This is a genomic window from Paenibacillus sp. Soil750 (genome assembly GCF_001428045.1).
Taxonomy (GTDB): domain Bacteria; phylum Bacillota; class Bacilli; order Paenibacillales; family NBRC-103111; genus Paenibacillus_E; species Paenibacillus_E allorhizoplanae.
Genome location: NZ_LMSD01000042.1, coordinates 370,931 through 395,879 on the forward strand (window position 1 = coordinate 370,931; position 24,949 = coordinate 395,879).

Sequence of the window (24,949 nt, forward strand, 5' to 3'; positions counted from 1 at the left end):
TACCTCTTTCTTCGTGGGTTTAGGGGGTCTTGCCAAACGTTTTCTTATATTCGGTAGGCGTGATGCCTGTTCGTTTCTTAAATGTTCGGATGAAATGGCTAAGATGATGAAATCCGACCTGGAAGCCAATTTGTGTAATCGTATGCATGTTGCGCTGAATCAGCTCCATTGCCCTTTCGATGCGTACCTCATTCACATAATCGACGAAGTTCTGGCCTGTTTCTTTCTTAAAAACCGTACTAAAGTAAGCAGGCGCCATATTCGCTAGGAAAGCTCCTTGCTCAAGCGGAATATCCTGACTGTAATTGTCGTGTATATATCGTTTTACCTCTTCGATTGGATGCTGGCTCGTCGGTGTTGATTGTACGCGTTGCTTGCGCCTAGCACGCCGATATTCGCGATCCATGATGATGAGCAGCTTGACAAGACTCGTACATATGGCATATTCATATCCCGCTTCACGGTGCTCAAATTCATCCTGAATATCTTGAAGCAGTTGCTCGACGAGAAGTTGCTTCGACTTCGCAATATGCAACCAAGGCTGCGGCAAGGAGGAAAGCTCGGGTAATTCGTCAGCATTTTGAAGCAAGGGCTGCAAAGTATCCGAGAAGGGCTTCAACTGCTCCCTCACCAAATACGGGAGAAAATCAATCAGGACCACTTCGAACTCATGTTCTTCAATGGCGCTCAAGCTGTGTTCCACCCCTGGGGTGATGATGAACATATCTCCTCTGCTGACATTCAGCGACTTGCCACGCAGCTGATGGTTGCACACACCCTTGAGCACGTAAGCAATCTGCGTATATTCGTGAATATGCAAGGGCTGCTTCAGCGCAAGGCTGGAGTAGCTGAATATTTTAAAAGGAAATTCCTTTTTCAGCGTTAATTTACTTTGAAAATAGGACATTCCCTTCCCCATGCTCATACGATTACCACCTGTCCGAAGCCATATTTCCTTCAAGCATATGCCAATTGGCGGAATAGAACAACCCTATCATGCAACGCGCAGATCAGCGCTTCTATTTAAATCTCACTGCCCTCATCATAGACGAGCCTGCCGGCTTTGTAAGTCTGCCGCAAAGGGATGCGGCCGTCCGCTTGCACCCTATCCAGGAGAACGAAATCAGCCGGTGCTCCTACCGACAGGCCCTCTGCGACGGGTAATCCCATCAAGCGAGCCGGGCGTGTCGAGGCCATTTCCCACGCGGATGGGAACTCAGCGATGCCCCGTCTGCTCAGATGTGCAATGCCCCACAGCAGCATCTGAGCAGAGCCTGCAAGCAGCCGGGGGTCAGCAGCCAAGTGAAGCTTGCCTTCTGAGGTAAGTACAACATCTCCACCAATATGCGTCTTGTAGACGCCTGGTTCAAGTCCGCTGATAGTTACGGCATCGCTAACTAATAGCGCTCGTTCCCCCTTCACTTTCAGCACGACCTTCAACACTTGATCCGGCAAATGAAACCCGTCAGCAATGACACAGCTCCACAAATCATCCTGCGCCAATTGCTCCCACAGGTAATTGGGATGGCGTGGCAGCATCAGGTGTGCCCCGTTCCCCAGATGCGTCGACATCCGCGAGCCTGCCGCGACAGCTTCCTGAATCTGCGAAGCGTCTGCAGCGGTGTGACCGATGGAGACGATCACGCCACTATCGACGCAGTGCTTGATGAATGTGGCACTTTCCGGCCATTCCGGCGACAGCGTCACGATCTTGATGCGGCCGCCCGCCGCTTCCTGCCATCGGCAGAAGAGGTCCCAATCCGGCGGCCTTACGGCATCCAGGCGGTGAGCGCCGCGCGCTCCGTCATCCGCTGAAATGAACGGGCCTTCGAGATGAATGCCCGCAATGCCTTGTTCTGTCGCCGGGTCCGCCGAGCAGGCGCTTGCAATACTGCCGAGTGCACTTGCGATCGCTTCGGGCGTGTTCGTAATGACAGTGGGGTAACTGGAGGTGACCCCTTCCCGCCACAACTTGCGGATGATCTGACTAACCGTCTCCGCTTGCAGTGGAAGCTGGTTGAAGTCCAATCCCGCATAGCCATTGATCTGCAGATCGACCAAACCAGGGGCGACGATCGGCAATCCATCTGATTCTTCTACCTGCATCACTTCACTAAACCGTCCATCGCTGATGGTCATCGCGACAGGTGCCCCTGTGGCATAATGGCGTGCACGAATGATGCTCGTTCTATCGGCCATAGGAATCGCGGTCCAGATACATCGTGCAGTCCGGATGCTGGCGGAGAATCGTCGATGGACACTCGGTCGAGATCGCTCCGTTCAACGTACGCTTCACCGCCTGATGCTTCGTTACCCCAGGTACAGAGCAGAACAGATGAGTACCTGTCATCAGAGCTGGAATGGTTAGGGTTAATGCATGGGTCGGCACGTCGGCTAAACGGTCAAAACATCCGTCATTCACCTGCTGCTGCCGGCAAACGTCATCCAACTCCACACGCTTGATCAATTCCGGATCTGCAAAATCGGCAACAGGCGGATCATTGAAGGCGATGTGACCATTCTCACCAATGCCAAGGCAGACAATATCAATCGGCGCTTCTTCCAGGAGTGCGCTATACCGTCTGCACTCGTCCTCTGCCTGGTTCATGCTATTAATCAGATGCACAGTACCCGGCTTAACCTGATCGAACAATCGGTCTTTCAAAAAACACCCAAATCGCTGTGGCGCATCCTCTCTGAGCCCGATGTATTCATCCATGTGGAACACAGTGATCCGTGACCAGTCGATGTCTTCATCCTGAGCCAGCGTTTCGAGCATTTCATTCTGCGAGGGCGCTGCCGCGAAAATAATACGGATAGCCGCTTTCTCAGCAAGCAGCGACTTGATTTGGTTGGCTGCATCTAGCCCAGCCGCTTGCCCCAACCCGATACGGTTCTCATACACGTTAACCTTCAACGCGTCGATTCGTGCATGCCAAACAGGTTGCACTTGTACTTGTGGCTCGCTCATAGAATCGTTCCTCCAATTATCATATAGTCAGCTGCCGCCCTTCGGCAGCGCTCTTATAAATTTGTTCAACTAGCTGTACAGCTCGCAGCCCAGATTCTCCGGTAACCAGCGGTTCATCGCCGGCTTCGATGGAAGCCATGACGTCGAGCAGCTGGCTTTGATGAAAATCCGACACAATGCTGCGCGGATCGGTAATGCCGCCGTAGGCACCTGCTTCCGCCCATGTCGGTTCACTTCGCCCTGGCACTGTCCAATGGACAATCGTCGAGCCTTCCAACTTGATCGAGCCTTTTTCACCGTACAAATTGATCGTCGCTGCAAAACCTGGAGCAATGCTGGTCGACGCCATGATCGTACCGAACGCGCCATTTTTAAATTGCAAAATGGCTAAACCTAAATCCTCCGCTTCCATCTCGTGCGTCTGAGTAGCCACCTTGCCAAAGACAGTGTGAACGTCTCCAGCGAACCATAGCAGCAGATCCAAGCAATGAATCCCTTGGTTCATTAGAGCTCCTCCATCTTCGGCAATCGTTCCACGCCATTTCGCGCTATCATAATAAGACTGGGATCGATGGAAAGGAAGCGACACCTCAACCAGCAGAAGCTTACCGAGCAAACCCTCATCCAACACCCGTTTAATAGCTTGATTCTGAGCTTCAAATCGCCGCTGTGAGATGACAGAGAGTGTCACATGATTTGCTTTTGCCGCTTGCACAAGCCGCTCCGCGTCAGACACATTCATACTAATTGGCTTCTCTATAATCAGATGCTTGCCCGCCTTCACGACCTCCAAACCGATGGCCGCGTGGCTGCCACTTGAAGTCGTTACACAGACGATATCTACATCAGACCTGGCCAAGAGCTCACGATAGTCCGTCGTCCAGGAGCAGCCTTCTCGATCAGCAACCGCTTGCGCTTTCGCCTCCGTTCGACTAGATACCACGACTAGGCTTGCTTCTTCGATTTGACGAATAGCCTCGATATGAAAATCAGCAACCGAGCCACAGCCGATAATCCCGAACCTCCAGTTAGCCAACCCTATACCTCCTCAAGCAGAGCTCGAAGCGCATCCAGTGTCATTCGCGTACCTGTCAGCTGACTGCCGCCTTCTGGAACAAAATGCGTTTCAATCGTATACAATCCCTCATACCCATCCGCTTCAAGCGCCTTAATTTGAGCTGTTATTGCCGCATCCCCTGAACCAAGAGGCACACATCTCGGTGTTCCATCTTGACGAATATAGGCATCCTTCAGATGGACATGTGCCAAAGCATTCTTCATGTACTGGTACCCGCTCGGGAATGCCTCTCTGGCGCCATACGCTTCATTGCCTGGATCCCAAAGGCCACGAACAGCTGGAGAATCGATGGCAGATACAAGTGCCGCCACTTCCTCCGCAAAGCCTCCATTACAGGAAGGCTCATTCTCTAGAAGCAGGATTACGCCTTCGCGCGCTGCAATATCGCCTGCCCTTTTTAAATGATGAACAATCTCATCACGATGCTGCTCAGGCTCCAACTCTCGCCAAAACGAGAAAATACGGATGCGCGTTGTCCCCAGCAGCTTAGCAATTTCGATCACTCTATCCAGTTTCTTAAAATGCTCCTCTACATTCTGCTCTTTCTGCCCAAACGTGTCCCCCGATTCAACCAATCGCTTCGGATCCAATGCGCATTTAAACAAAGGAGATGCAATGGCGGAGACATACAATCCACGCTCTTCAACCATTTTACGGATGCCAACGATCTGATCGTCAGTCAACACGGATACATTCATGCCATTCACAACTCTGACTTCAACATGTTGCAAACCCTGTTCGGCAGCCCAATTTAACGCTTTTTCGAAATCTGGAGATACTTCATCCGTCAGTACGCCTAATCGATTCCAAATCAATGAGAAACCTCCACCTTCGCTTGTTATTTTCCTAACTATACCAAGATTGTCTGGGTCAAAGTTGACGTTTCTATTGAAGTAAGTTTACATTTTTTTCGCTTTCATTCAGCAGTATCCCTATTGACCACTTCATGAAAATCACACCCAGTAAATAAAAGGAATTTGAGTGCATATGTGGAATAGATGTATAAACAGAATATGAGTCTTTGTAACTAGACAAAGTAGTTCCTTCGTTCATGAAAAAAGGAGGTAATTGTATGAAATCGACGGGAATTGTAAGAAAAGTAGACGAATTGGGACGGATTGTTTTACCTATTGAGTTGCGTCGGACACTCCATATTGAGATCGGTGACGCTATCGAGGTCTATGTGGACCCTGAGCGTATTACACTCAAGAAGTATATGCCTGCTTGTGTGTTCTGTGGGAATTTCGAGGACATGACCTATTTCAAAGGGAAGCTCGTTTGCGGCACTTGTATTGATGAGATAGCTTAATTGTAAAGCAAGGCTGGACAAAAGCCCTTCAGGGATGACCCTGAGGGGCTTTTGTTCGTGGAGGGGGGTGAGCGGACATTAGCTTAACCGCTATTCATTTCCTACTTCACTCAGTCACTACCATTCTCTGTGGAATTATCTTTACAGAATCCTCACGGTTTGATAAAATTGCCAAAGCTTATTGTCAACTTAATTCCATGCAATTTGGTTGACAATCAAATAAATGACAGAAGGTGATACATGGTGTTGACTGATTATGAACGACTTACTGCCCTGAATAAGGATCACTTATGGCATCCTTTTACTCAAATGAAAGACTACAAAAACTCTGATCCACTCATTATTGAGCGTGGAGAAGGCATTAGGCTGTATGATGTCCAAGGTCGAGCCTATTGGGATGGTTTTTCATCAGTCTGGCTCAACGTACATGGACACAATGTGCCCGAGTTAAATCAAGCGATTACAGATCAATTGGGTCGCGTCGCCCATTCCACTCTGCTCGGAATGGCTAATATACCAGCGATCGAGCTTGCAGCGAAGTTGGTGGGGATTTCGCCAAAAGGTTTAAACAAAGTGTTCTACTCGGATTCCGGAGCGACCGCTGTTGAGATCGCGATCAAAATGGCCTTTCAATACTGGCATAACCAGGGAGCAAGCGGGAAAACAAGGTTCATCACGATGAATCAAGCCTACCACGGAGATACTCTTGGTGCAGTAAGCGTCGGGGCAATTCCACTCTATCACGAGGTGTTCCGCCCTATGCTATTTCCTTCACATGTCATTCCATATCCCTACGCTTATCGCCATGGGGGTGATGAGTTGAAAGTAATGGAAGATACGCTAACTGCTCTTCGTAAATTGCTTGAGACGCGTTCCGATGAGATTGCGGCGCTCATTGTGGAGCCTATTGTACAAGGGGCAGGAGGCATCGTTGTCATGCCGCCGGGCTGTCTGCGCGAAATGTCAGTACTATGCCGACAACATGGGGTATTGCTTATCGCTGACGAAGTGGCCACTGGTTTCGGTCGGACGGGTTCCATGTTTGCTTGTGATCTCGAAGGAGTATCGCCTGACTTGATGGTGATTGGGAAAGGTCTAACCGGCGGCTATTTGCCTGTGGCGGCAACACTTGCGACAGATGAGATCTACAACGAATTTTATGCGAATTACCAAGAACAGAAGACATTTTTTCACGGTCATTCCTATACGGGCAACCCGCTTGGGTGTGCTGTTGCTTTAGCTAGCTTGAAGCTAATGGAGGAACGCGACATGGTTGAAGGTGTAAGAGCTAAGGCAGCATTTGTCGAGCGTAAACTCACAGCGCTGAAGGATCGATCGCACGTCGGTGAAATCAGGCAGAAGGGACTGATGATCGGAATAGAGCTTGTACGCGATAAAGCTTCACGCGAGCCGTATGATTGGTCAGAACGAATCGGCGTACGAACAAGTCAGCGTGCCAGAGCACTCGGAATGCTAACAAGACCGCTTGGCAATGTGATAGTTTTTATCCCTCCGCTTGCTAGTAATGAAGCTGAGCTTGATGCTATGACAGATATTTTAATAGAATCCATCATCCGTGTTACAGAAGGCGATTCATGACATGAGTAGATTGAGAGATGAATCCATACGCGGTTTATTTGTGACAGGGACAGACACGGATGTCGGGAAGACCATTCTTACTGCGGCTATTACCGCTGCTCTTCGCGCTGAAGGGCTGAATGTGGGAGTCTGGAAGCCTGTTCAATCCGGCGCACGGCTGGGTAGCGGATTGACAGATAGCGAGAGGTTGCTACAGATTACGGGAATTGATGAGCGACCAGAAGCTGTGGCGCCATTTACATTCGAAGCTCCGCTTACTCCGCTGCTAGCTGCTAAACAGGAGGGAGTGACCCTTACGCTCACTGAGCTCATTGACGCAGGTATACCTCTTACAAAACGTTACGACACACTGCTTATCGAAGGTGCAGGAGGTGTCGCTGTACCGCTTACCAACGACGACCTTATGGTGGACTTGATCTCCGAGCTTCGGATCCCTACGTTGATTATAGCCCGATCCAGCCTTGGTACGATTAACCACACACTTCTGACTGTGTCGTTTCTGAGGAATCGTGGCGTTCAGATTACAGGCATTATCTTGAATGACAGCGAATGGACTGAGCCGCATGACGACCCTAGCATAGCTTCCAATGCGGAGTTAATAGAACAATACAGTGGTCTTAAAGTGCTGGGGAGGTTTCCCCGCTTGCGCGCCGATTCCCATTCAGAAATGTGGATACATACCGTTCGCCAAACCATACAATTAGGACCTATTCGAGAGGCATTAGCCGATCAAAAGCTATCGCACATAGGAGGATAATTGAAATGAAAACAATTACTGTTGATTTGAAATGGCAATCACTAGCTAGTAAAGCGTTACATGGTGAGTGTATAACCCTAGAGGAAGGGCTTGCTGTACTAGAAGCCGACAATGATGAGGTGCTGCTCCTACTACAGGCTGCCTTTCAGGTGAGAAAACATTATTACGGTAAAAAAGTAAAGTTAAATATGATCATCAATGCCAAAAGCGGCCTTTGTCCTGAGGACTGCGGCTACTGCTCGCAATCCATCGTTTCGACAGCGCCTGTTGCCAAGTACACACTGCTTGATAAAGATACGCTTCTTGCCGGGGCGCGTGAAGCGTTGGCACGCAAAGCAGGAACTTATTGCATTGTAGCAGCTGGAAAAGGCCCGACAGACAAGGAATTGGATCAAGTCGTAGACGCAGTAAAAGAAATACGTGAAACGATGCCGCTCAAAATTTGCGCATGTCTGGGTATTCTGAAAGGCAATCAAGCTGAACGTCTTGCTGAAGCAGGCGTACATCGCTACAACCATAACTTGAACACCAGCAAAGCCAATTACGCATCAATTACAACGACACATACCTACGACCAACGGGTTGAAACCGTGGATAAAGTAAAGACACAAGGCATGTCCCCCTGTTCCGGTGTCATTATCGGGATGGGTGAGACCCATCAAGAGATTGTTGAAATGGCTTATGCATTACGCGAACTCGATGTGGATTCGATTCCGATAAATTTCCTGAATGCGATTCAGGGAACCCCGCTAGAACACGCAGGCCGCACGCCTTCGATGAAAGCGTTGAAGGTACTGGCCCTGTTCCGTTTCATTTGTCCGTCCAAAGAAATCCGCGTAGCGGGCGGGCGTGAGGTTAACCTCCGTTCCCTACAGCCTTTGTCGCTGTACGCCGCAAATTCACTCTTTGTAGGTGACTATTTAACAACAGCAGGCCAAGACGTTTCGGCTGATCACCAAATCATTGAAGATTTGGGCTTTGAAATTGAATTAAACGCTCTTTAAGGTTGTGACAACTATGAATTGGATAGAAAAAGAACTTGAGTTTCTGGCTGATGCCTCTTTGGAGCGCTCCTTGCGAACATCTAGTCCAGTAAGCGAAGCTCCAGGCTACACCGTGCGTGAAGAACGAAGGCTGCTCAACTTGTCCTCCAATGACTATCTGGGACTTTCCGGGCATCCTGCCATTATTGAAGCGATGCGCGAGAAGCTGCTTACAGAAGGAGCAGGTTCAGGTGCTTCAAGGCTTGTGACGGGTAATCGTCCCTCGTATGATCGTCTTGAAGAAGCGTTAGCCTATTGGCAGAACTATGAAGCAGCACTTGTTTTTGCAAACGGCTATATGGCTAATTCCGGTGTTATTGCAGCGTTAGTTGGCAGAGGCGATGTTGTTTTCAGTGATCAGTGGAATCATGCAAGCATTGTGGATGGTATTATTTTGAGTCGAGCGGAGCACGCTCGGTACCGTCATAAGGATATGGCTCATTTGCAGGCATTTTTGCATAAGTACCGAGATAAACGGCGAAAGCTGATCGTAACAGACGCTGTCTTCTCGATGGATGGTGATCAGGCGCCATTGCGTGAATTGGTCGCGCTCAAACGCGAGTACGGAGCTATGCTGATGGTAGATGAGGCGCACAGTGGTGGGATTTACGGGAAGCATGGAGAGGGCTTATGTCATGAGCTTGCAATCCAAAATGATGTGGATATACATATGGGGACGTTCAGCAAATCGTTCGGTGTCTACGGCGCATATATCTGCGGTAGTCGCACGCTCATTCGATGGCTGGTGAACAAAGCGAGGCCGCTCATCTATTCGACCGCATTGCCTCCCTCTGTTGTAGCTGGTGTTTCAGAGGCGTTAGTTCTGGTACAAGGCGAACATTGGCGGCGAGAAAAGCTATTCGCGTTAAGCATGTTATTTCGGTCTTTGTTGGGGGCATCTGGTTTCACGATTGATGAATGGGACTCTCCGATTATGCCCCTGATCATCGGCGATAACGATATGGCCTTACGATTCAGTCGTGCACTTGAAGATGAAGGCATTGCAGCAGCAGCCATACGTCCACCTACTGTTCCGGTTGGCACTGCTCGAATCCGTTTCTCCTTGTCGGCGGCCCATACAGAAAAGGAACTGAGAGATGCAGCTGCACGAATCCGAAATATCGGACTACGATTAGGAATTGTGCAGCCATGAGGACATCTCAGTTCCACGAAGTGAAAACTCGACAAGAGGCTAGTACCACCATCATGTGGCTAACAGGCTGGAGTATGTCCGATAAAGTTTTCGATCCCATGCGTGAGTTATTGCCAGATTTTCATCATATTTCTGTCGATTACAGTGAGGCTGGTTCCCCTGAGGAAATGTTGATCTTGATTGAAATGGTCGCCAAGAATATCCTATCTTCAAATGGAATAGCTGCTCATTCGAGTGGTGATGGTGGCAGGCTGTTGATTTGCGGATGGTCCCTTGGTGGACTATTGGCACTGCAATTAGCGGCCAAAGGCTATGGGGACGGACTGGTGTTGTTTGCGGCAAACGCTCGATTCACTCGGACAAAGGAAGAGATGGACCTCGGTTGGTCCGTTGCTGCCATTCAACAGATGATGATCGGGCTCAGGAAGAATCCGCAAGAGGTTGAAACCCGGTTTCGACAGAACCTATTTAGGGAAGCTGAATTCAGAGCCGGAGCCGGTGTCGGGAGAGAACTTCCATTTATTGGTAAATGGACAATCACAGGGCTCATCTCTGGTCTCCAGATTTTACGAAGTGAGGAAGTCTTGACGAAGTTGCCGATTATCGCTTGTCCCGTTCTTGTTGTTCACGGAACTGAGGATAAGATTTGTCCTTACAGCGCTGCATTAGAGCTTGTTGCAGGATTGCCTCAAGCAGAACTACTTACCATTCCAGATTGTGGGCATGTACCGTTTTGGGATAGGGAAGCGGCCATAGTTGATAAACTGAGGAGATGGTGGCATGAGCTCTAGGATAACTGCGATTGGGCGTCAATTTAACCGTAGTTCATCGGGTTCGTATGACCGTCATGCTCGTGTGCAGCGAAGTCTGGCAGACCGTCTTGTTCAATCTCTCAAAGGGTGGGTGGACGATAGTTACACAGAGGGACTCGACCTCCTTGAAATCGGCTGCGGCACGGGTGCACTGACTGAAATTTTGCTGAAGGAGTGGTCGTCATTCGTATCTATTACTGCACTAGACATCGCACCTGAGATGATCAAAGTGGCAGAACAGCGAGTCCTATCCAGTGCCGTATACGATTCGGGGTCCTACCAAAGCTCATCCGCTCGCTTGCAATTTCTTGAAGCTGATGTTGAGGTGTGGGCGATAGATGCTCCTTCTGCCTCGTTTGATCTCATCGTCTCGAATGCCTGCTTTCAATGGCTGAGTAATCAAGTGCACACGCTTGGTCATCTTCGGCGGCTGCTTCGTCCTGGTGGAATGCTGGTGTTCACTACCTTCGGACCCCATACATTCCATGAACTGCACAAGTCATTTCATGAAGTTTATCGAGCTAGCGGTTTAGAGCCGCAGAGGCATGGCTTATCCTTTCAATCGACGGATCAGTGGAAGGAATGGCTTACTGAGGTTGGGTTTTCTAGCATCCAATATGAGCGTGAGGTTCGAAAGGAAACCTATCCTACCGTAAGAGATTTCCTCTTTTCGGTAAAAGGAATGGGAGCTAGCTCATCAGAAGCTGTTGCTTTGCCTGGCATCAGTACGAGAGACTTGTTCGCTAAGATGTATCAGGAATACGAGGCTAAGTTTGGCATACAGGAAGGTGTCATTGCTAGTTACGATCTTCTTATTTTTCATGCATCAACTGAAGGTTAGACAAGGAAAAGGGTTGCCGCAGCAACCCTTTTTTCGACTATCCTACCTCCCAAGGTGCCGGGTTCCTCCGAGATAGTCGATTTTTTCGACTATCCTACCTCCACAGGGAGAGCAGAAGTCGAAGAGTAGAAGAGAAAGAGGTTGGAACCTTGTCTCAGCCCCTTTTCAAGCACCAAAGTTTGAACTACACCAAGACCTGAGGCAGAGCCTCAGGTTTTTCTATACCATTACTTACGTATATAGGGCGTGGCCCGCTTTCTTAAACTCCTCGGACTTTTCACTCATCCCTTTTTCAATGGCTTGAGCTTCCTCAAGACCCTGTTGTTTGGCGAAGTCTCGGATATCTTGCGAAATCCGCATGGAGCAGAATTTAGGACCACACATCGAACAAAAATGAGCGACCTTGGCACCTTCTGCAGGAAGTGTCTCATCATGGTATTCAATGGCTCTTTCCGGATCTAAGGATAAGTTGAATTGATCATGCCAACGGAATTCAAAACGTGCCTTGGATAAAGCATTATCGCGGTCCATGGCACCTTTGTGTCCTTTGGCTAAATCAGCGGCATGAGCAGCAATTTTATAAGTGATAACCCCTTCACGAACATCGTTTTTATTGGGCAAGCCCAGATGCTCTTTAGGCGTTACATAACAGAGCATGGCAGTACCAAACCAGCCAATCATCGCTGCTCCAATAGCAGAAGTGATATGGTCATAGCCTGGCGCAATATCCGTAGTCAACGGACCTAAGGTATAAAATGGAGCTTCGTCACAGATTTCAAGTTGTTTATCCATATTTTCTTTGATTAAATGCATGGGTACGTGACCAGGACCTTCTACCATGACTTGTACATCATGTTTCCAAGCGATTTTGGTGAGTTCACCTAATGTTTCAAGTTCTGCAAACTGGGCTTCATCATTCGCATCTGCAATGGATCCTGGGCGTAAACCGTCCCCTAATGAGAAGGATACATCATAGGTTTTCATGATTTCACAAATCTCTTCAAAATGTGTATACAGAAAATTTTCCTGATGGTGGGCGAGACACCATGCTGCCATAATGGATCCACCACGTGAAACAATACCTGTCACTCGTTTGGCCGTAAGAGGAACATAGCGCAGCAGAACACCAGCATGAATTGTAAAGTAATCGACACCTTGCTCAGCTTGTTCAATAAGCGTGTCCCGGTACACTTCCCACGTCAAATCTTCCGCTTTTCCATTCACTTTCTCTAGTGCTTGATAAATAGGCACAGTACCAATAGGAACAGGGGAATTGCGAATAATCCATTCCCGGGTGGTATGAATGTTTTTACCTGTAGAAAGATCCATAATATTATCAGCGCCCCAGCGAGTAGCCCATCTCATTTTTTCCACTTCTTCTTCAATGGAAGACGAGACAGCTGAGTTCCCAATATTCGCGTTGATCTTAACGAGAAAGTTTCGTCCAATAATCATAGGCTCACTTTCAGGGTGATTAATATTTGCAGGGATAATCGCTCTGCCACGAGCGACCTCGTCTTTCACAAATTCCGGAGATACATTTTCGCGAATCGCGATATATTCCATTTCGGACGTGATGATACCTTGCCGTGCATAATGCATCTGGGTTACATTACGACCTGTCTTCGCTCTCATTGGGTGACGATGTAAGCCTGGAAAAACTTCAGTAACGTTCTCTTCCTTGGTATATCCGTTATCTTCCGGTTTTATCGTTCTTCCTTCATACATTTCAACATCGCCGCGTTCTATAATCCAATTCAAACGATTTGGCGCAATACCTGTACGAATATCGGTTTGGATTTCCTCATCTGTGTAAGCACCACTCGTGTCGTATACACGTACAGGGGCGTTTTCCTGCTCTCCGTAAGCCCCAGTAGTAGGACTCAATTTGATTTCACGCATGGGGACCCTGATGTCCTTTCGTGAGCCCTCGATATAAACTTTTTTGCTTCCCGGAAAAGCGGATGTTGATGATGTGACCTTTTCATTACTAGTTTCCATTGACATTTGCCTTGCCTCCTATAGTTGATTTTGATCAAGCGGAGGGTTCATGCTGCGAAAAAAAGACCGCATCTATAAATAGAGGCGGTCTCTTGGTATACAAAGAGATCTTGTGTTCCTCCGCTGGCATTATCCAGATCAGGTTTAACGGTCGATAGTTATAACTATCCTCTCAGCCTGGTCTCACCAAGCTCCCGTGATTATGCACTTAGGTATTTAATCTACACTTTAATTCCAAACATTGCAATAGTCCGGCAAAATCTAATTCATGCGGGCCATTCATCGACGACACCCTGCTGCTCTCCCTGTCCCCCGCCAAAAACCAAAAGCCTCCAAATGAGAATTACATCTCATTCAGAGGCTTCTTCAATTAGCTTACCCGCTAATCGTCTACTGCTTCACCTCAACCTGCACCTGCTCAGGTCGATACACTGCCAACAACTCGCCGACAGAATTCACGGCGAACATCACCGTACGTTCGGCTTCCAGTTCGAACGCATAGCTCAGGCCCGTTGCCGGATCCGTCACTTCGATCTGCGTGTCCACGCTGAACTCCGAGACGAAGATGAACAACGAACCGCTATCAAAGCTGAGCTTCCGCCCATACACGCCCGGCAACTGCCCGCCTTTCACCCACGTTAGTTCCGCATCCACACCAGCTGACTTCATCGCATACGCGTACAGCTTCTCGAGTACATCACCGCGCTCACCAAGCTCCACTGGGAGTGGACACCAGATGAGCTGCCCTTTGCCCAGCTCATAACTGCGAACAACGCCATGCTGCGAATTCCATTTTCCATCATCGGATAGTGGTACCTCTTTATTCAATTCAGCGATCCGTGCACCTCCGAAGGACACAGGAACCATCTCACCGTCCAGCACCATCGCCTCCTCGCGGACAATGTTGCCCAGCACTGTTTCACCTACAATATCCGTCAACCGAGCGACAGGTGCCCAGTACTCATTCAAACCAAGCGGCCCTGTAAACAGCAGCGTTCCGCCATTCTCACGGACATGCGTCGTCAATTTCTCCAGCGCGGCATCACTGAAGTTATGCGCACTTGGCACAATAATTAACTTCGGTTGATCCGACGTCAATACCTCAAGATGATACTCGCTCAACCCGCGGAACGGTACGTTCATCCCATAAGCTAAAGTGCGAGTCAGCTTCGCTGTTGCATCACCGGCTACTTTGCGCGTGGAAAAGTCATTCGAATACGGGAACACAGCCACGACATCCTCTAATTTGCGGCCAACGAAGAGATCACGAATCTCTCCCATGAATGCACCGAAATCGTAGGAAACATCTGCTTCCGGTTTCTCCGTCCCATCTGCTCGCAGCGCACCAATATGCGACTCATTGATATTATTCATATAGAAGTTAATATTCCATATCCACTGAACAGCACCCGCTCCACCTGTCGAGAAGGCATAGGCATATTTGCGTTCCAAAATATTACGCAACTCATACTCCGAACGCTTCGCACGGCCATCTGCCGTCTCTACATACATAATGCCTGTTTCTTGAATCAAACTCGGCTTCGTCGGCGCCTTGGAGAAAATGCCATCCCACACCAACTGATCCATCAACCACCACGTATGCACCGTCGTATAATCCACAGCTTCTGCATAAAAGAATGGCGATGGCCGCTGCGCGCCCAATCCCTCATCCTGTCCCACAGTCGCCAACTGTGCGGGGTTGATACTGCGAATTGTCGCGATCAATTCCTTCGCCCAGCGATTGTGCATGTCCATGGTGAATAGGGTATAGTCCAGCCAAGGGGAACCTTTTTTCTCCACCGTTTCCGTCGTGCTCATGTTCACTTCAGAAGGATCCAACAAGCGGACACTAGCAAAGCTCGGCAGTTCCGCAGGAGACATATTCCAACGCTCTTGCAGCTTGCGAATATCCCCATGACGCTCCTCCAACCAAGCGACATACGCCTCATGCTCGAAAGCATCATGCGCCGACTGTGGCCCCGCAAAAGGCTTACTCGGATTGAACATCGACGGCTCATTGATCAGATCCCAATGCACATTCGTCGTTTCCTTATGTCTGGACACCACCGAAGAGATAAATCGTTTCTGCGCCTCCACGCTGCGCGGATCCAAGTATGGATTCACGCCTTCCCACAGCTCTGGTGTAAAAGAGAAGAAATTAAATGTGACTTCGATCCCATGTCTTTTGCAAGTCAAAATAAAAGCATCAATGCTGCGCAGCACTTCCTCATACGGATGTCCGTCTACGAACATGATTTGACGCCAAGCTGACCACACCCCAGTACGAAGCAGGTTGATGCCCGCTTTAACCATTTGCGCAATATCGCGATCCCACACGGAAACGTTTGGCAAGAACAAAAACTTCCTCGCCACATCGCTCGTCATATACGTCATCCCAACGATCGGGAGCGGACGTCCGTCCTTCCAGAAGTAGTCGCGATCACAAGAGATCGGCGTCCCTTCGCGCAGCAACTCGGCGTCATATCCCCAGAAGCCTTGGTTAAACGTGCGCGTTTCCCCCGTATTCGCTACCGCCTTACAAACCGCTGTATAATAACCCGCTTCAATATCAACAGGAATATTTACCTTTTTAAAAGAGAGCTCGCGTGACGCATTCATCATGAATTCCGTCGTCCAGATCGGTGTTGTTGCACCGTCTTTCGATACTTGGACATGGAATGTCCAAGACGTATTCTCCGACGCAGTACCTGTACGATTCGCAAGTGTTTGCAATTGAACCGTCAAAGCTGCGCGGTCGCCCGGATCATAACAAGCGTAGTTCGGCTTGAACCATATTTCCGTAACGCCTCGCTTCGTATATGCGGATAACTCACCTACTAGTGAAGCTCCCCCGTTACCCCAAAAAGTTTCATCCGTGACCACATTGGCGAAAATCCACCGGCCCCCTGCGAATGCCCCCTTCGTATTCTCAAGAAGCACGATCGGCGCAGCCACCTCGCGTCCTTCCTTCGATATCCCCTTTAACAATGGCGTGAAATGCGCATCCATCGGACCACTAGAACCTATTTGACCTGGATGATCATCGGTACGTGTCACATGCAGCGCGAATCCAACCGTCGGTTGAATGGCGAACAGATTTTCTTTGCCTGCTAGCAACGGTAACTCGGCATTCGCGGTATAGCTGACAATAGGTGCGTCGTCTACGGAAAGGATCTCATGAATTTGAAGCTGCTGATGGTAGGCTGTCTGCTCGATTTCCAGCTCCCAGCCCTCTGAGCCTAGGTAAGCCGGTACTCGAAAAGGTGCGCTGCCCAGATGTACGAATCCTTTGCCCTTACGCGCATGAGTCAAAATTGCATGCCAAGCTGACTTCGGAAAGTAACGTCCGTGAAGATGGATAAAGTTATCTGCCCCCTGCTGCAGCGCCGCTTCTAGCCCCTCCGCTCCTACCACTCTTCCTATTTCTCCAAGCTGTGCAACAGCCTTGTCATCGGGTCGAATTCCTTCATATGGAAATGTGGGATCGTAAAATATGATCGTTGTAAGCATGCTTCATCCTCCAAATCGATGTGTGGGTTCAATCGTCAATTCATATGCATTTTGTTATTTTTGTTAGGCTAACAACTCGTAATTATGAACATAATTTACTCACTTTCTGAGTTGCGGTCAATCTTTTTTTGTATAACTCCATTATATAAACGCACATTGACAATATCCGCCTGATCAGGAACAATAGATTTGTTAGGTTCGATTCGAAAAATTAACGTATGTATAACATTGAAGGATGTCACTCATGAGCCCAAAAGTTTCCATGCAGCAAATTGCTGACCGACTAGGTATGTCCAAATATACGGTTTCTCAAGCACTATCTGGTAAATCAGGCGTCAGTGAAGAGAACCGTCTTCGTATTCAGGAGACTGCGAAAGCGATGGGATATACCCTCAAGCAGAAGCACCCACAACGCACGCCAACTCATCATCAATCTATCAGCCATGTCATTGGAGATACACACGCCAAAACTGAAATCACTCCCTATATCTTGGTGTGGATTCAGTCTACCTATTTAGAGGACAACCCTTTTTGGGGAAAGGTTCTCACCGGTATTGCCGCAGCCAGCAAAGAGTTGGGCTTTGAGCATCTCATCGTTCCTATCGCACCTCATCATCAACTGGGATTGCAAATGCCTTCCTATCTCGATCCGTCGCATTGCATAGGGCAGCTGCTAGCAGGCACCTTTCCTGCTCAGTCTGTTATTTCATTGAAACAGAGTGGGATTCCACTCGTCCTCATTGACCATCATGAACCGCTCATCGAAGTCGATTGTGTGCTCAATAATAATTTGGATGCTGGCAAAATGGCCTGTCAACGCCTGCTCTCCGCTGGCGCGAAGCGTGTTATTTTCATCGGAGATGATCAATTCGCCGTAAGCTTCAAAGAGCGATGGTGGGGCTGTCGCATGGCCCTCGAAGATATGGCTGGACCCGCTGAGCACTACCATTTGAAGAAATGGCAAATTGCCTATTCCGGTCCTCACATGCTTCACCAATTGGAGCGCAAAGTCGCGGCATTGACGCCGGAAACCATGCCCGATGGGTTTGTTTGCGCCAATGACCACCTCGCGCTAGCGTTGTTGCCGATCCTGAAGCGTCATGGCCTCGATGTGCCTAGTCAAGTTAAAGTCATCGGGTTGGACAATATTGAAGCAGCCGCTTATGCGACTCCTGCGCTAAGTACAATTGAGCTCGGGAAAGAAGCCCTTGGTATTCGAGCTGTAGAAACACTGCTGTACCGACTGCAGCATCAGGGGAGACAGGTGGAGAAAGTGGTGTTATCTTCTCGTTTTATTGCGCGGGATTCTGGTTAATTTAAGAACAGTGAATAAGCACGCCTAATAAGGCGTGCTTATTCACTGTTCTGCGTTCTAGCATAAAGAAATCTAAAACTAACTAAGTTCGTTTAAACACTTGATGCGTAACTATCAAGTGATAATGGTTTTCTGCAATCCATACAGTAATCAATGCTTTGTAGCATTCCTGAATATTCAACATTGTCTAGGGTAATTTTGTTCTCGTGGAGACAAACTTCCTGTAAGTGCTTGTTTAGTTCATCTTGTATCTTATATAACAAAGATATTTCATCCGATATCGTTTGAATTTCGGTTTTCAATTGAGAGTAAGTTTTCATAATTCAACATTCCCTTCCTTTATTAAGAATATTTATATTCTTTATAACGCACATTCAATGAAAATGTTGGAGAATCTTGTAAATCGTTTCATGTAGATTTTTGTCGCCACCTGGAATTACACAAATAAAGCGTACAGCACACTCATCATGAACATGAGCAGCTATACGCTTTTTTCCAACTACCTATTTAGATAAATAACTTAACCCTATAGAAATGAGCATACCCGCAAGTGCAATCCAAAATAAATAAGAACGCCCGATGCGTTTCAGACTTTTATCTTGTCGATCCATAACGGATTTCTTTCGACTGCTGCTCGTCTGCGTTTCTCCCTCAAGTTCATTGGTCACCTGCGATTTCCAATTCACGAATTGAAAGCCAATCCCGCTAACGACAACAGCTACCATCATCAAAATTAAAGAACCCATAAATACCTTGTCCGCAATGGACGCCATGCTGCATTCGACCTCACTATCTGCCTGTAGTTTACTCATTATACTTCAAATGGGGATACGAATACGAGTAGGGGAAAAAGCCCCAACCGACAAGATGTCGATTAGGGCTCTTTGGTTTACAACGTGCGATCGCCTGGCTTCCAGTTCGCTGGGCACAGACCGCCAGCTTGCAGTGCTTGAAGTACACGAAGCGTCTCGTCAACCGAACGACCTACATTCATATCCGTAACCACTTGATAGCGTAGTACGCCATCCGGATCAATAATGAACAAGCCACGGTGAGCAGCACCTGTCTCATCATCTAGGACGCCATAGGCACGTGCTGTTTCTTTGGAGAAGTCACTGACCAATGGGAACTTCACAGGTCCAATACCGCTTTGATCGCGCGGTGTTTGTGTCCATGCACGATGCGTGTAGACACTGTCTACAGATGCACCTACGATGTCACAATCTAGGTCAAGGAACTGCTCGTAATGATCGCTGAATGCGGTAATTTCCGTCGGGCACACGAATGTAAAATCGAAAGGCCAGAAGAAGAACACGAGCCATCTGCCGCGGTAATCCTCGAGCGAGATTTTTTCTTCAAGTGTTTCCATATTTTTCGTGGAGAGCAAGTTGAAGCTCGGGGCTGGCAGCCCTATTTTAGCAAAAGTAGCAGGTGATTGAACGGTTAGTTGTTGTGTCATGATGTTATCTCCTTTGGTTTATGGATTGGATTAGCTAGCGATTTCGGCTAGTGCTTTTTTGAGTTTGGTGACGTTAAGACCAAGAATTTTGTGCTCACCGATGACAGTGACAGGCAAGGACATGAGGCCCATATCGTGCAGTTCTTGTCCGAATTGATCATTCAAATCGATGTTTCTTTCTTCAAAACCGACTTGCTGATCCGTTAAATATTTTTTCAGTTGGACACAATAAGGGCAGTTAGTACTGGAATATACGATTACATTAGACATAGTTGGTCATCTCCCAAAAGGTTAAATTATTTGTATTGCGGGATCAATTGAGCCCGTTTATTAATGAATTTATCGACCGCCATGGCGGCAATCGCACCATCTGCAGCGGCAACAACCGCTTGTTTCACAGGGGTTCGTCTAACTTCTCCTGCACCGAAAACACCCGCAACTGGCGACTGCATCGAGCTGTCTAAGATCATAAAACCATCCTCATCCAGAGGAACTTGATCCTGTAAGAAATCCGTACCTGGCTTACTGCCAGAAAGGAAAACGAAGACACCATCTACATCCAGCACTTCCTCGCCACCAGAGCTTGTACGAATTTTGAGACCTTGCACTTGCTTATCGCCAAGAACCTCGAGCGGCTTCGTCTTATAAAGAATGTTCGTGCCTTTCAACTCTGGAACGTGGTGAACGCCTTGCAGCTCAGGTCGAGGCACGATGAAATGAATGGATTTCGTGAACTTGCTTAGCGCCTGGGCTTCTTCCAGCGCTTCTTCCGAATCCCCGATCACTGCGACCGTTTTCCCTTCGAAAAATGCACCATCACACGTCGCACACGTACTCACGCCGCGCCCCATCAGATTCTCCTCACCAGGCAGCATGCGGTTACGTCCCTTAGAACCCGTTGCAATGATGATCGCCTTGCCTTCAAACATCCCATCAGCGGTAAACACATACTTCGTATCGCCTTCGACATCCACATCCGTAATCGTCGTTTGGATGAACTCAGCCCCGAAGCCTTTGGCTTGGTCGCGCATCGTATCCAGCAGATCCTTACCTGACAATTCGCCAATGACGCCGGGATAATTCGCAATTTTGTGCGTGATGGCTAATGCTCCTGTATTCGGTGCTTTATCGATAACTAATGTTTTCAAATTCCCTCGTGCTGTATAAATCGCCGCAGAAGCTCCAGCGGGACCAGCTCCAACAATAATGACATCATACATCGGTGATGCACTCCTTCCATACAGCCTCTTTCATTTCATTGATAATCGATATCAGATAATAATTATTATAAATAAAATAAAAATAAAGTCAACCTTATTTATAATAATTCTAATTAATAATATTAATAGACAACAGAAGAAAAAAAGCTGCCTAACAAGCAGGGGGGCCCTACTCGTTAGGCAGCTTTGATTTTAAATGCTGGAGACTACAAATCATCCTCTTCCCTGATCACAGGGTACGTCGGGTATGGTGGATATTGCTGATAGTATGGTGGGTAGGGATAAGGATATGGATATGGGTACGGATAATATGGTGGGTAGTATGGTTGTGTCGCCGCACCATATAGTAATGGAGCCACTACCCAAGGTAGTACATTGTTAAAGCCTCCGCCATGGAAGTGGCCTGGGCCACCGGGAAAATGTCCAGGACCTCCTGGGAAATGGCCGGGTCCACCAGGGAAGTGACCTGGACCTCCAATGCCTCCAATGCCTCCTGGGCCGTGGCCAATACCTCCAGGGCCTCCAATTCCGCCAGGTCCATGTCCTATACCGCCTCCTATACCGCCACCATGCCCTCCGAGCGGTGGACGAAATTCTTGATCTTCACGCTTCGTCATATCGGAATCACTCACATTCTCTGTATAGTTTGATTTTCTACTATACTGTATGTGTGCGATTGCCTACTCGGTGAACGAAAGCCCAAAAATGGGCGCATTATTTGTTTTTGAGTGCTTCCTCTTGATCTGCCTTCGTTTTCTCATAATCACTTCTATAAGTATCAATAATTGACCTATCGTATCCATTCGACGTTAACTTCGTTTCAGTGTCACTCATGATTTGCTCAAACTTTTTATCTGATGTTTCTCTGATGTACTCTCTAGCTTTTGCTTTTAAGCTCTCATCATGTGTTGCAAGATATTTAGCATACAAATCAAGCAACACGCCAGCTGCTTCTGACTGAAGCGCTGACATTCTTTCTTTTGCCTCAGCATTAATCGAAGCTTCAGATGGTTTTGTGATTCCGCCACCACCACCGCCTCCACCACCAATTATTGGCGGTGTTACAGGCTTCGTCTCTGGTTTCACTTCAGGCAATTTCACCTCAGGCTTCTTCTCTTCCTTCGTAACCGCGGACACCGAGTACGTTTCCGGATCCCAGTTAATTGTTTTGCCAACAGATTCTGAGAAGAAACGAATAGGTACAAACAAACTACCATCAACAATATACCCAGGCAGTTCATCAGACGGGCTCTTCTTAACACCATCAAAAACATAATTAATTTTCTCTTTATATACCTTCAAATTACTTGGAGCCAACTTCGATTTATCGAACTTCTCCGTACTTTTCGAAAAAACCTGTGTATTTAATTTATATTCACTAATATTAATTTTATCTGTCGCCTTAGGCTCAGCAATCGTTACCGTGTATGTATTTGGATCCCAGTTGACAGCTTTATCCAGTGAGTAGGACACGAATCGAATGGGAACATATGTAGTGCCTTCATAGATGAAACCCTGCTGACCCTCTGGCGGTGCATATTCCTTTCCGTCAAACGTAAAATGCATCGGAACCTGATACACATCCACATCCATTGGTGCTTGTGCTGCTGATGCTTGCGCAGAAACTCCCATCATCACTGCTAGGGATAATCCTGTAATTGCTTTCATTCGTAGTCTTGCTTTCACTTCCTGAACACCTCTTCTATGTATTATTGGGAAGAAACCACTCTCTGTACTGCTGCGATTTCTGCCGATGTAAACTTCGTATACGCGATCTTCTTCAGTTCCGCCTTCTTCTCAGGTGTTAGTCCACCGCTGGCCATTTGCCTAAGCCTGTTGAGCTCTGATGCCGAGAAACGGCTCATCACGAACTTTACAGCCTCCTGCTTATTATCAAATTGAACAGCTTCCTTCTTCTCCGTTGCAGTCGAACTCTTCTGTTCATTTCCCGTTGTTGGCACTTGCCCCTTCACAGTATTGGCTGCGTTGACCTGTTCATTCGAGTTCTTAGAGATCACTTTCCCATTCGAATTATCTTCGCTAACAGACTTCGGATTCTCAGCACTCGGTGTAACAGCAGGAGGAATTTCAATCGTATCTGCAATAGCGGACACATCCATGGAATTCAACCATTGCTGGCTTGACTCACTATCCACAACGAGTTGATTGGCTATTTTGTCTGCAATCACATTCATCGCATAACTATACGCCGTATAACCGCCAACTCCTAGCATACCTAGCACAATGATCGTCAGTATGAGCCTTTTTCTCATCTCAACCCCCTACTGTAGTTTGCATCTGTGATTACATTACTTTGTAGTCTTCGGCTGCGTTTCTGCATATTTCTTCCCTTGACTTAACCCATACTTCGCTGCAATTCCAATCAATTGGTTATACTCGTCTTCCGATAGCTTCTGCAGAATAATATCCTTGGCTTTCTTCTTTTCATCAACAGATAAACCATTACCAGCCATCTTCGCAAACAGTTGGAGATCCGACGCACTTAATTTCTTCAAAAGCACCGAAGTCACCGAAGCCTTCTCCTTGAGCGTGATCGAATCCTGGACCTCTTTTGCTTTCTCCGTCGTAATTTGGGCCTCATAGCCTGTCCCATTCTTCGACGTTGCTGGAGATGGTGTAGAAATCTGATCAACACTCTTAGAATCATTCGTCTTCTGAGTAGCTGAACTAGTAACTTGTTTCTCATTTGGCGTATCTAACGGAATCGTCGTCCCTTTCGGTTTAAGCGTAGCCGATGCATCATCTAGCTTATTCATAGTGGGATTAGTAGACTCCTTCGTTGCTGGTGTTGCGTTTGTTTTACTATTAACATCACTAACATCAGAAACTATTAAACTAGTCTCTTCATCAACCGCTTGACTGATCTCCAAAGGCATAGAGGGAATCATCGAATCCAGGAAATAAGACATAGCTATATTCATGCCAAAATACCCAATTACAAGCAGCAGAGCAGTACTACTTCCTACCCATACTAGTCGCTTCGTCCACTTCTTTTTCTTCATATATTCACCAACCAAGTCACATAATAGATATGTTTATTATAAACTCTATGAGCCCAGAAGTCACATATTGTCGCAGAAAACGCAAAAAAAATGCACCACGAAGTGCATTAGAACGCAAAAATAATCACCACACAAACCAGATGACAAATTTCGACATACTTTTCAATTGAGAGCGGTTATATTAGAGAGTAATATACATCATACACGGGAGACGATGCGCTTGCCTAATTACTATTTTACGGAAGTATGGACTCCATTGAAACTACTAGGTATCAAGCTTTTCAAGGATGATGAAGGCGCAATTTGGATTAAATTCTGGGGGTTTAAACGCAGACGCTTCACCGACAGTCCAAAATAACTGTTTGGTACAAGCAACGAATAATTTCATTATACTTGAGGATTCGACATTTGAAGAGGGACCAAAGTCATAGTCAGTAGTCCTATTTCTATCTTAAAACAATACCCGCGGCGTCAAAAAGACAGTGAACGAAAAAAGCACCCTTTGGGGTGCTTTCACTATGTATACAATTTCGTACGATGATAGCTAATTTTATTAAAAATCTTCGTTCGCTCAACATCACAGATGCAGCTATCCAGGATAACCTCATTAAATCTCAACCAAAAAGAATGCCAAAACTTATCCATATAATTCCCTCCTCGATTTCACATAAATCACTGGGAGGCACGATGATTCGGAAGCTGGCTGACATACTGGCATAACCAGCTTAGTCCCTATAGCTTTGCGTCACTGATTTTCATCAGCTTTGCCATTATCGTCCGATTTATGTGATTGACTTATATACCTATTGTAGCAAATCCATAGTTTGCAGCAATGGTCAATTCGTCGTGATTTTTGGA

General features: G+C 47.4%; 24 protein-coding genes and 2 riboswitches. Of the genes, 8 read left to right on the plus strand and 16 right to left on the minus strand.

Annotated features, from left to right (window positions below):
• Positions 1 to 19: 19 nt before the first annotated feature.
• The 5 genes from ASL11_RS32495 to ASL11_RS32515 all read right to left on the minus strand — a co-directional run bounded on the left by ASL11_RS32495 (position 20) and on the right by ASL11_RS32515 (position 4,864).
• Complete coding sequence (locus ASL11_RS32495; protein ID WP_056624465.1) at positions 20 to 925, minus strand: AraC family transcriptional regulator; 906 nt, start codon at positions 923 to 925, stop codon at positions 20 to 22.
• Between the two features lie 98 nt (positions 926 to 1,023).
• Complete coding sequence (locus ASL11_RS32500; RefSeq protein ID WP_235550645.1) at positions 1,024 to 2,139, minus strand: N-acetylglucosamine-6-phosphate deacetylase; 1,116 nt, start codon at positions 2,137 to 2,139, stop codon at positions 1,024 to 1,026.
• Positions 2,140 to 2,188: 49 nt separating this feature from the next.
• Positions 2,189 to 2,971: a glucosamine-6-phosphate deaminase gene (locus ASL11_RS32505; protein ID WP_056624471.1), complete on the minus strand. Its 783-nt coding sequence runs from the start codon at positions 2,969 to 2,971 to the stop codon at positions 2,189 to 2,191.
• 19 nt (positions 2,972 to 2,990) lie between these two features.
• Entirely contained in the window at positions 2,991 to 4,007 is a 1,017-nt protein-coding gene (locus ASL11_RS32510; protein ID WP_056624474.1) for a Gfo/Idh/MocA family protein, read from the minus strand.
• Positions 4,008 to 4,009: 2 nt separating this feature from the next.
• Positions 4,010 to 4,864 (minus strand): sugar phosphate isomerase/epimerase family protein, encoded by an 855-nt coding sequence (locus ASL11_RS32515; protein ID WP_056624476.1) that lies wholly within the window; start codon positions 4,862 to 4,864, stop codon positions 4,010 to 4,012.
• A 257-nt stretch (positions 4,865 to 5,121) separates the two neighbouring features.
• Here ASL11_RS32515 and ASL11_RS32520 point away from each other — a divergent pair, with 257 nt between their 5' ends.
• The 7 genes from ASL11_RS32520 to bioC all read left to right on the plus strand — a co-directional run bounded on the left by ASL11_RS32520 (position 5,122) and on the right by bioC (position 11,563).
• The gene (locus ASL11_RS32520; protein WP_056624479.1) at positions 5,122 to 5,358 is read left to right on the plus strand and encodes an AbrB/MazE/SpoVT family DNA-binding domain-containing protein; all 237 of its coding nucleotides are present in this window, start codon (positions 5,122 to 5,124) and stop codon (positions 5,356 to 5,358) included.
• 240 nt (positions 5,359 to 5,598) lie between these two features.
• Positions 5,599 to 6,957, plus strand: a complete 1,359-nt coding sequence (bioA, locus tag ASL11_RS32525) for an adenosylmethionine--8-amino-7-oxononanoate transaminase (RefSeq protein WP_056624482.1) — start codon at positions 5,599 to 5,601, stop codon at positions 6,955 to 6,957.
• A gap of 1 nt (position 6,958) precedes the next feature.
• Positions 6,959 to 7,714: a dethiobiotin synthase gene (gene bioD, locus ASL11_RS32530; RefSeq protein WP_056624485.1), complete on the plus strand. Its 756-nt coding sequence runs from the start codon at positions 6,959 to 6,961 to the stop codon at positions 7,712 to 7,714.
• A 5-nt stretch (positions 7,715 to 7,719) separates the two neighbouring features.
• Complete coding sequence (gene bioB / locus ASL11_RS32535; RefSeq protein ID WP_056624488.1) at positions 7,720 to 8,718, plus strand: biotin synthase BioB; 999 nt, start codon at positions 7,720 to 7,722, stop codon at positions 8,716 to 8,718.
• 13 nt (positions 8,719 to 8,731) lie between these two features.
• The gene (bioF, locus tag ASL11_RS32540; protein ID WP_200962494.1) at positions 8,732 to 9,910 is read left to right on the plus strand and encodes an 8-amino-7-oxononanoate synthase; all 1,179 of its coding nucleotides are present in this window, start codon (positions 8,732 to 8,734) and stop codon (positions 9,908 to 9,910) included.
• Positions 9,907 to 10,701, plus strand: a complete 795-nt coding sequence (locus tag ASL11_RS32545) for an alpha/beta hydrolase (RefSeq protein ID WP_056624494.1) — start codon at positions 9,907 to 9,909, stop codon at positions 10,699 to 10,701. The genes bioF and ASL11_RS32545 overlap by 4 nt, the downstream gene beginning before the upstream one ends.
• A complete protein-coding gene (bioC, locus tag ASL11_RS32550) occupies positions 10,691 to 11,563 on the plus strand; it encodes a malonyl-ACP O-methyltransferase BioC (RefSeq protein ID WP_056624497.1) in 873 nt (290 codons plus the stop codon). Before ASL11_RS32545 ends, bioC begins: the two co-directional genes overlap by 11 nt.
• Before the next feature lie 231 nt (positions 11,564 to 11,794).
• Here bioC and thiC read toward each other — a convergent pair whose 3' ends face one another.
• Both thiC and ASL11_RS32560 read right to left on the minus strand, forming a co-directional pair.
• Complete coding sequence (gene thiC / locus ASL11_RS32555) at positions 11,795 to 13,570, minus strand: phosphomethylpyrimidine synthase ThiC (protein WP_056624498.1); 1,776 nt, start codon at positions 13,568 to 13,570, stop codon at positions 11,795 to 11,797.
• A gap of 92 nt (positions 13,571 to 13,662) precedes the next feature.
• Positions 13,663 to 13,772: riboswitch (TPP riboswitch) on the minus strand.
• A gap of 182 nt (positions 13,773 to 13,954) precedes the next feature.
• The gene (locus tag ASL11_RS32560) at positions 13,955 to 17,074 is read right to left on the minus strand and encodes an alpha-amylase family protein (RefSeq protein ID WP_056624501.1); all 3,120 of its coding nucleotides are present in this window, start codon (positions 17,072 to 17,074) and stop codon (positions 13,955 to 13,957) included.
• A gap of 244 nt (positions 17,075 to 17,318) precedes the next feature.
• Here ASL11_RS32560 and ASL11_RS32565 point away from each other — a divergent pair, with 244 nt between their 5' ends.
• Positions 17,319 to 18,389, plus strand: coding sequence for a LacI family DNA-binding transcriptional regulator (locus ASL11_RS32565; protein ID WP_056624504.1), 1,071 nt, complete (start codon positions 17,319 to 17,321; stop codon positions 18,387 to 18,389).
• Positions 18,390 to 18,892: 503 nt separating this feature from the next.
• Here ASL11_RS32565 and ASL11_RS32575 read toward each other — a convergent pair.
• From ASL11_RS32575 to ASL11_RS37935, 9 genes are all read right to left on the minus strand, one after another.
• Positions 18,893 to 19,162, minus strand: a complete 270-nt coding sequence (locus tag ASL11_RS32575) for a hypothetical protein (RefSeq protein WP_056624509.1) — start codon at positions 19,160 to 19,162, stop codon at positions 18,893 to 18,895.
• Positions 19,163 to 19,278: 116 nt separating this feature from the next.
• Positions 19,279 to 19,848: a peroxiredoxin gene (locus tag ASL11_RS32580; RefSeq protein ID WP_056624511.1), complete on the minus strand. Its 570-nt coding sequence runs from the start codon at positions 19,846 to 19,848 to the stop codon at positions 19,279 to 19,281.
• Between the two features lie 30 nt (positions 19,849 to 19,878).
• On the minus strand, positions 19,879 to 20,118 hold the full coding sequence (locus ASL11_RS32585; protein WP_056624514.1) for a glutaredoxin family protein: 240 nt from the start codon (positions 20,116 to 20,118) through the stop codon (positions 19,879 to 19,881).
• 26 nt (positions 20,119 to 20,144) lie between these two features.
• Complete coding sequence (locus ASL11_RS32590) at positions 20,145 to 21,068, minus strand: NAD(P)/FAD-dependent oxidoreductase (protein WP_056624517.1); 924 nt, start codon at positions 21,066 to 21,068, stop codon at positions 20,145 to 20,147.
• Positions 21,069 to 21,274: 206 nt separating this feature from the next.
• On the minus strand, positions 21,275 to 21,685 hold the full coding sequence (locus ASL11_RS37270; protein ID WP_157257135.1) for a hypothetical protein: 411 nt from the start codon (positions 21,683 to 21,685) through the stop codon (positions 21,275 to 21,277).
• Between the two features lie 97 nt (positions 21,686 to 21,782).
• Positions 21,783 to 22,754, minus strand: coding sequence for a copper amine oxidase N-terminal domain-containing protein (locus ASL11_RS32600; RefSeq protein WP_056624523.1), 972 nt, complete (start codon positions 22,752 to 22,754; stop codon positions 21,783 to 21,785).
• A gap of 23 nt (positions 22,755 to 22,777) precedes the next feature.
• Positions 22,778 to 23,341: a hypothetical protein gene (locus ASL11_RS32605; RefSeq protein WP_056624526.1), complete on the minus strand. Its 564-nt coding sequence runs from the start codon at positions 23,339 to 23,341 to the stop codon at positions 22,778 to 22,780.
• 36 nt (positions 23,342 to 23,377) lie between these two features.
• Entirely contained in the window at positions 23,378 to 24,091 is a 714-nt protein-coding gene (locus ASL11_RS32610) for a hypothetical protein (protein ID WP_056624530.1), read from the minus strand.
• A 516-nt stretch (positions 24,092 to 24,607) separates the two neighbouring features.
• Positions 24,608 to 24,736 (minus strand): hypothetical protein, encoded by a 129-nt coding sequence (locus tag ASL11_RS37935; RefSeq protein ID WP_268796258.1) that lies wholly within the window; start codon positions 24,734 to 24,736, stop codon positions 24,608 to 24,610.
• Between the two features lie 46 nt (positions 24,737 to 24,782).
• Positions 24,783 to 24,870: riboswitch (cyclic di-GMP riboswitch) on the minus strand.
• Between the last annotated feature and the right edge of the window lie 79 nt (positions 24,871 to 24,949).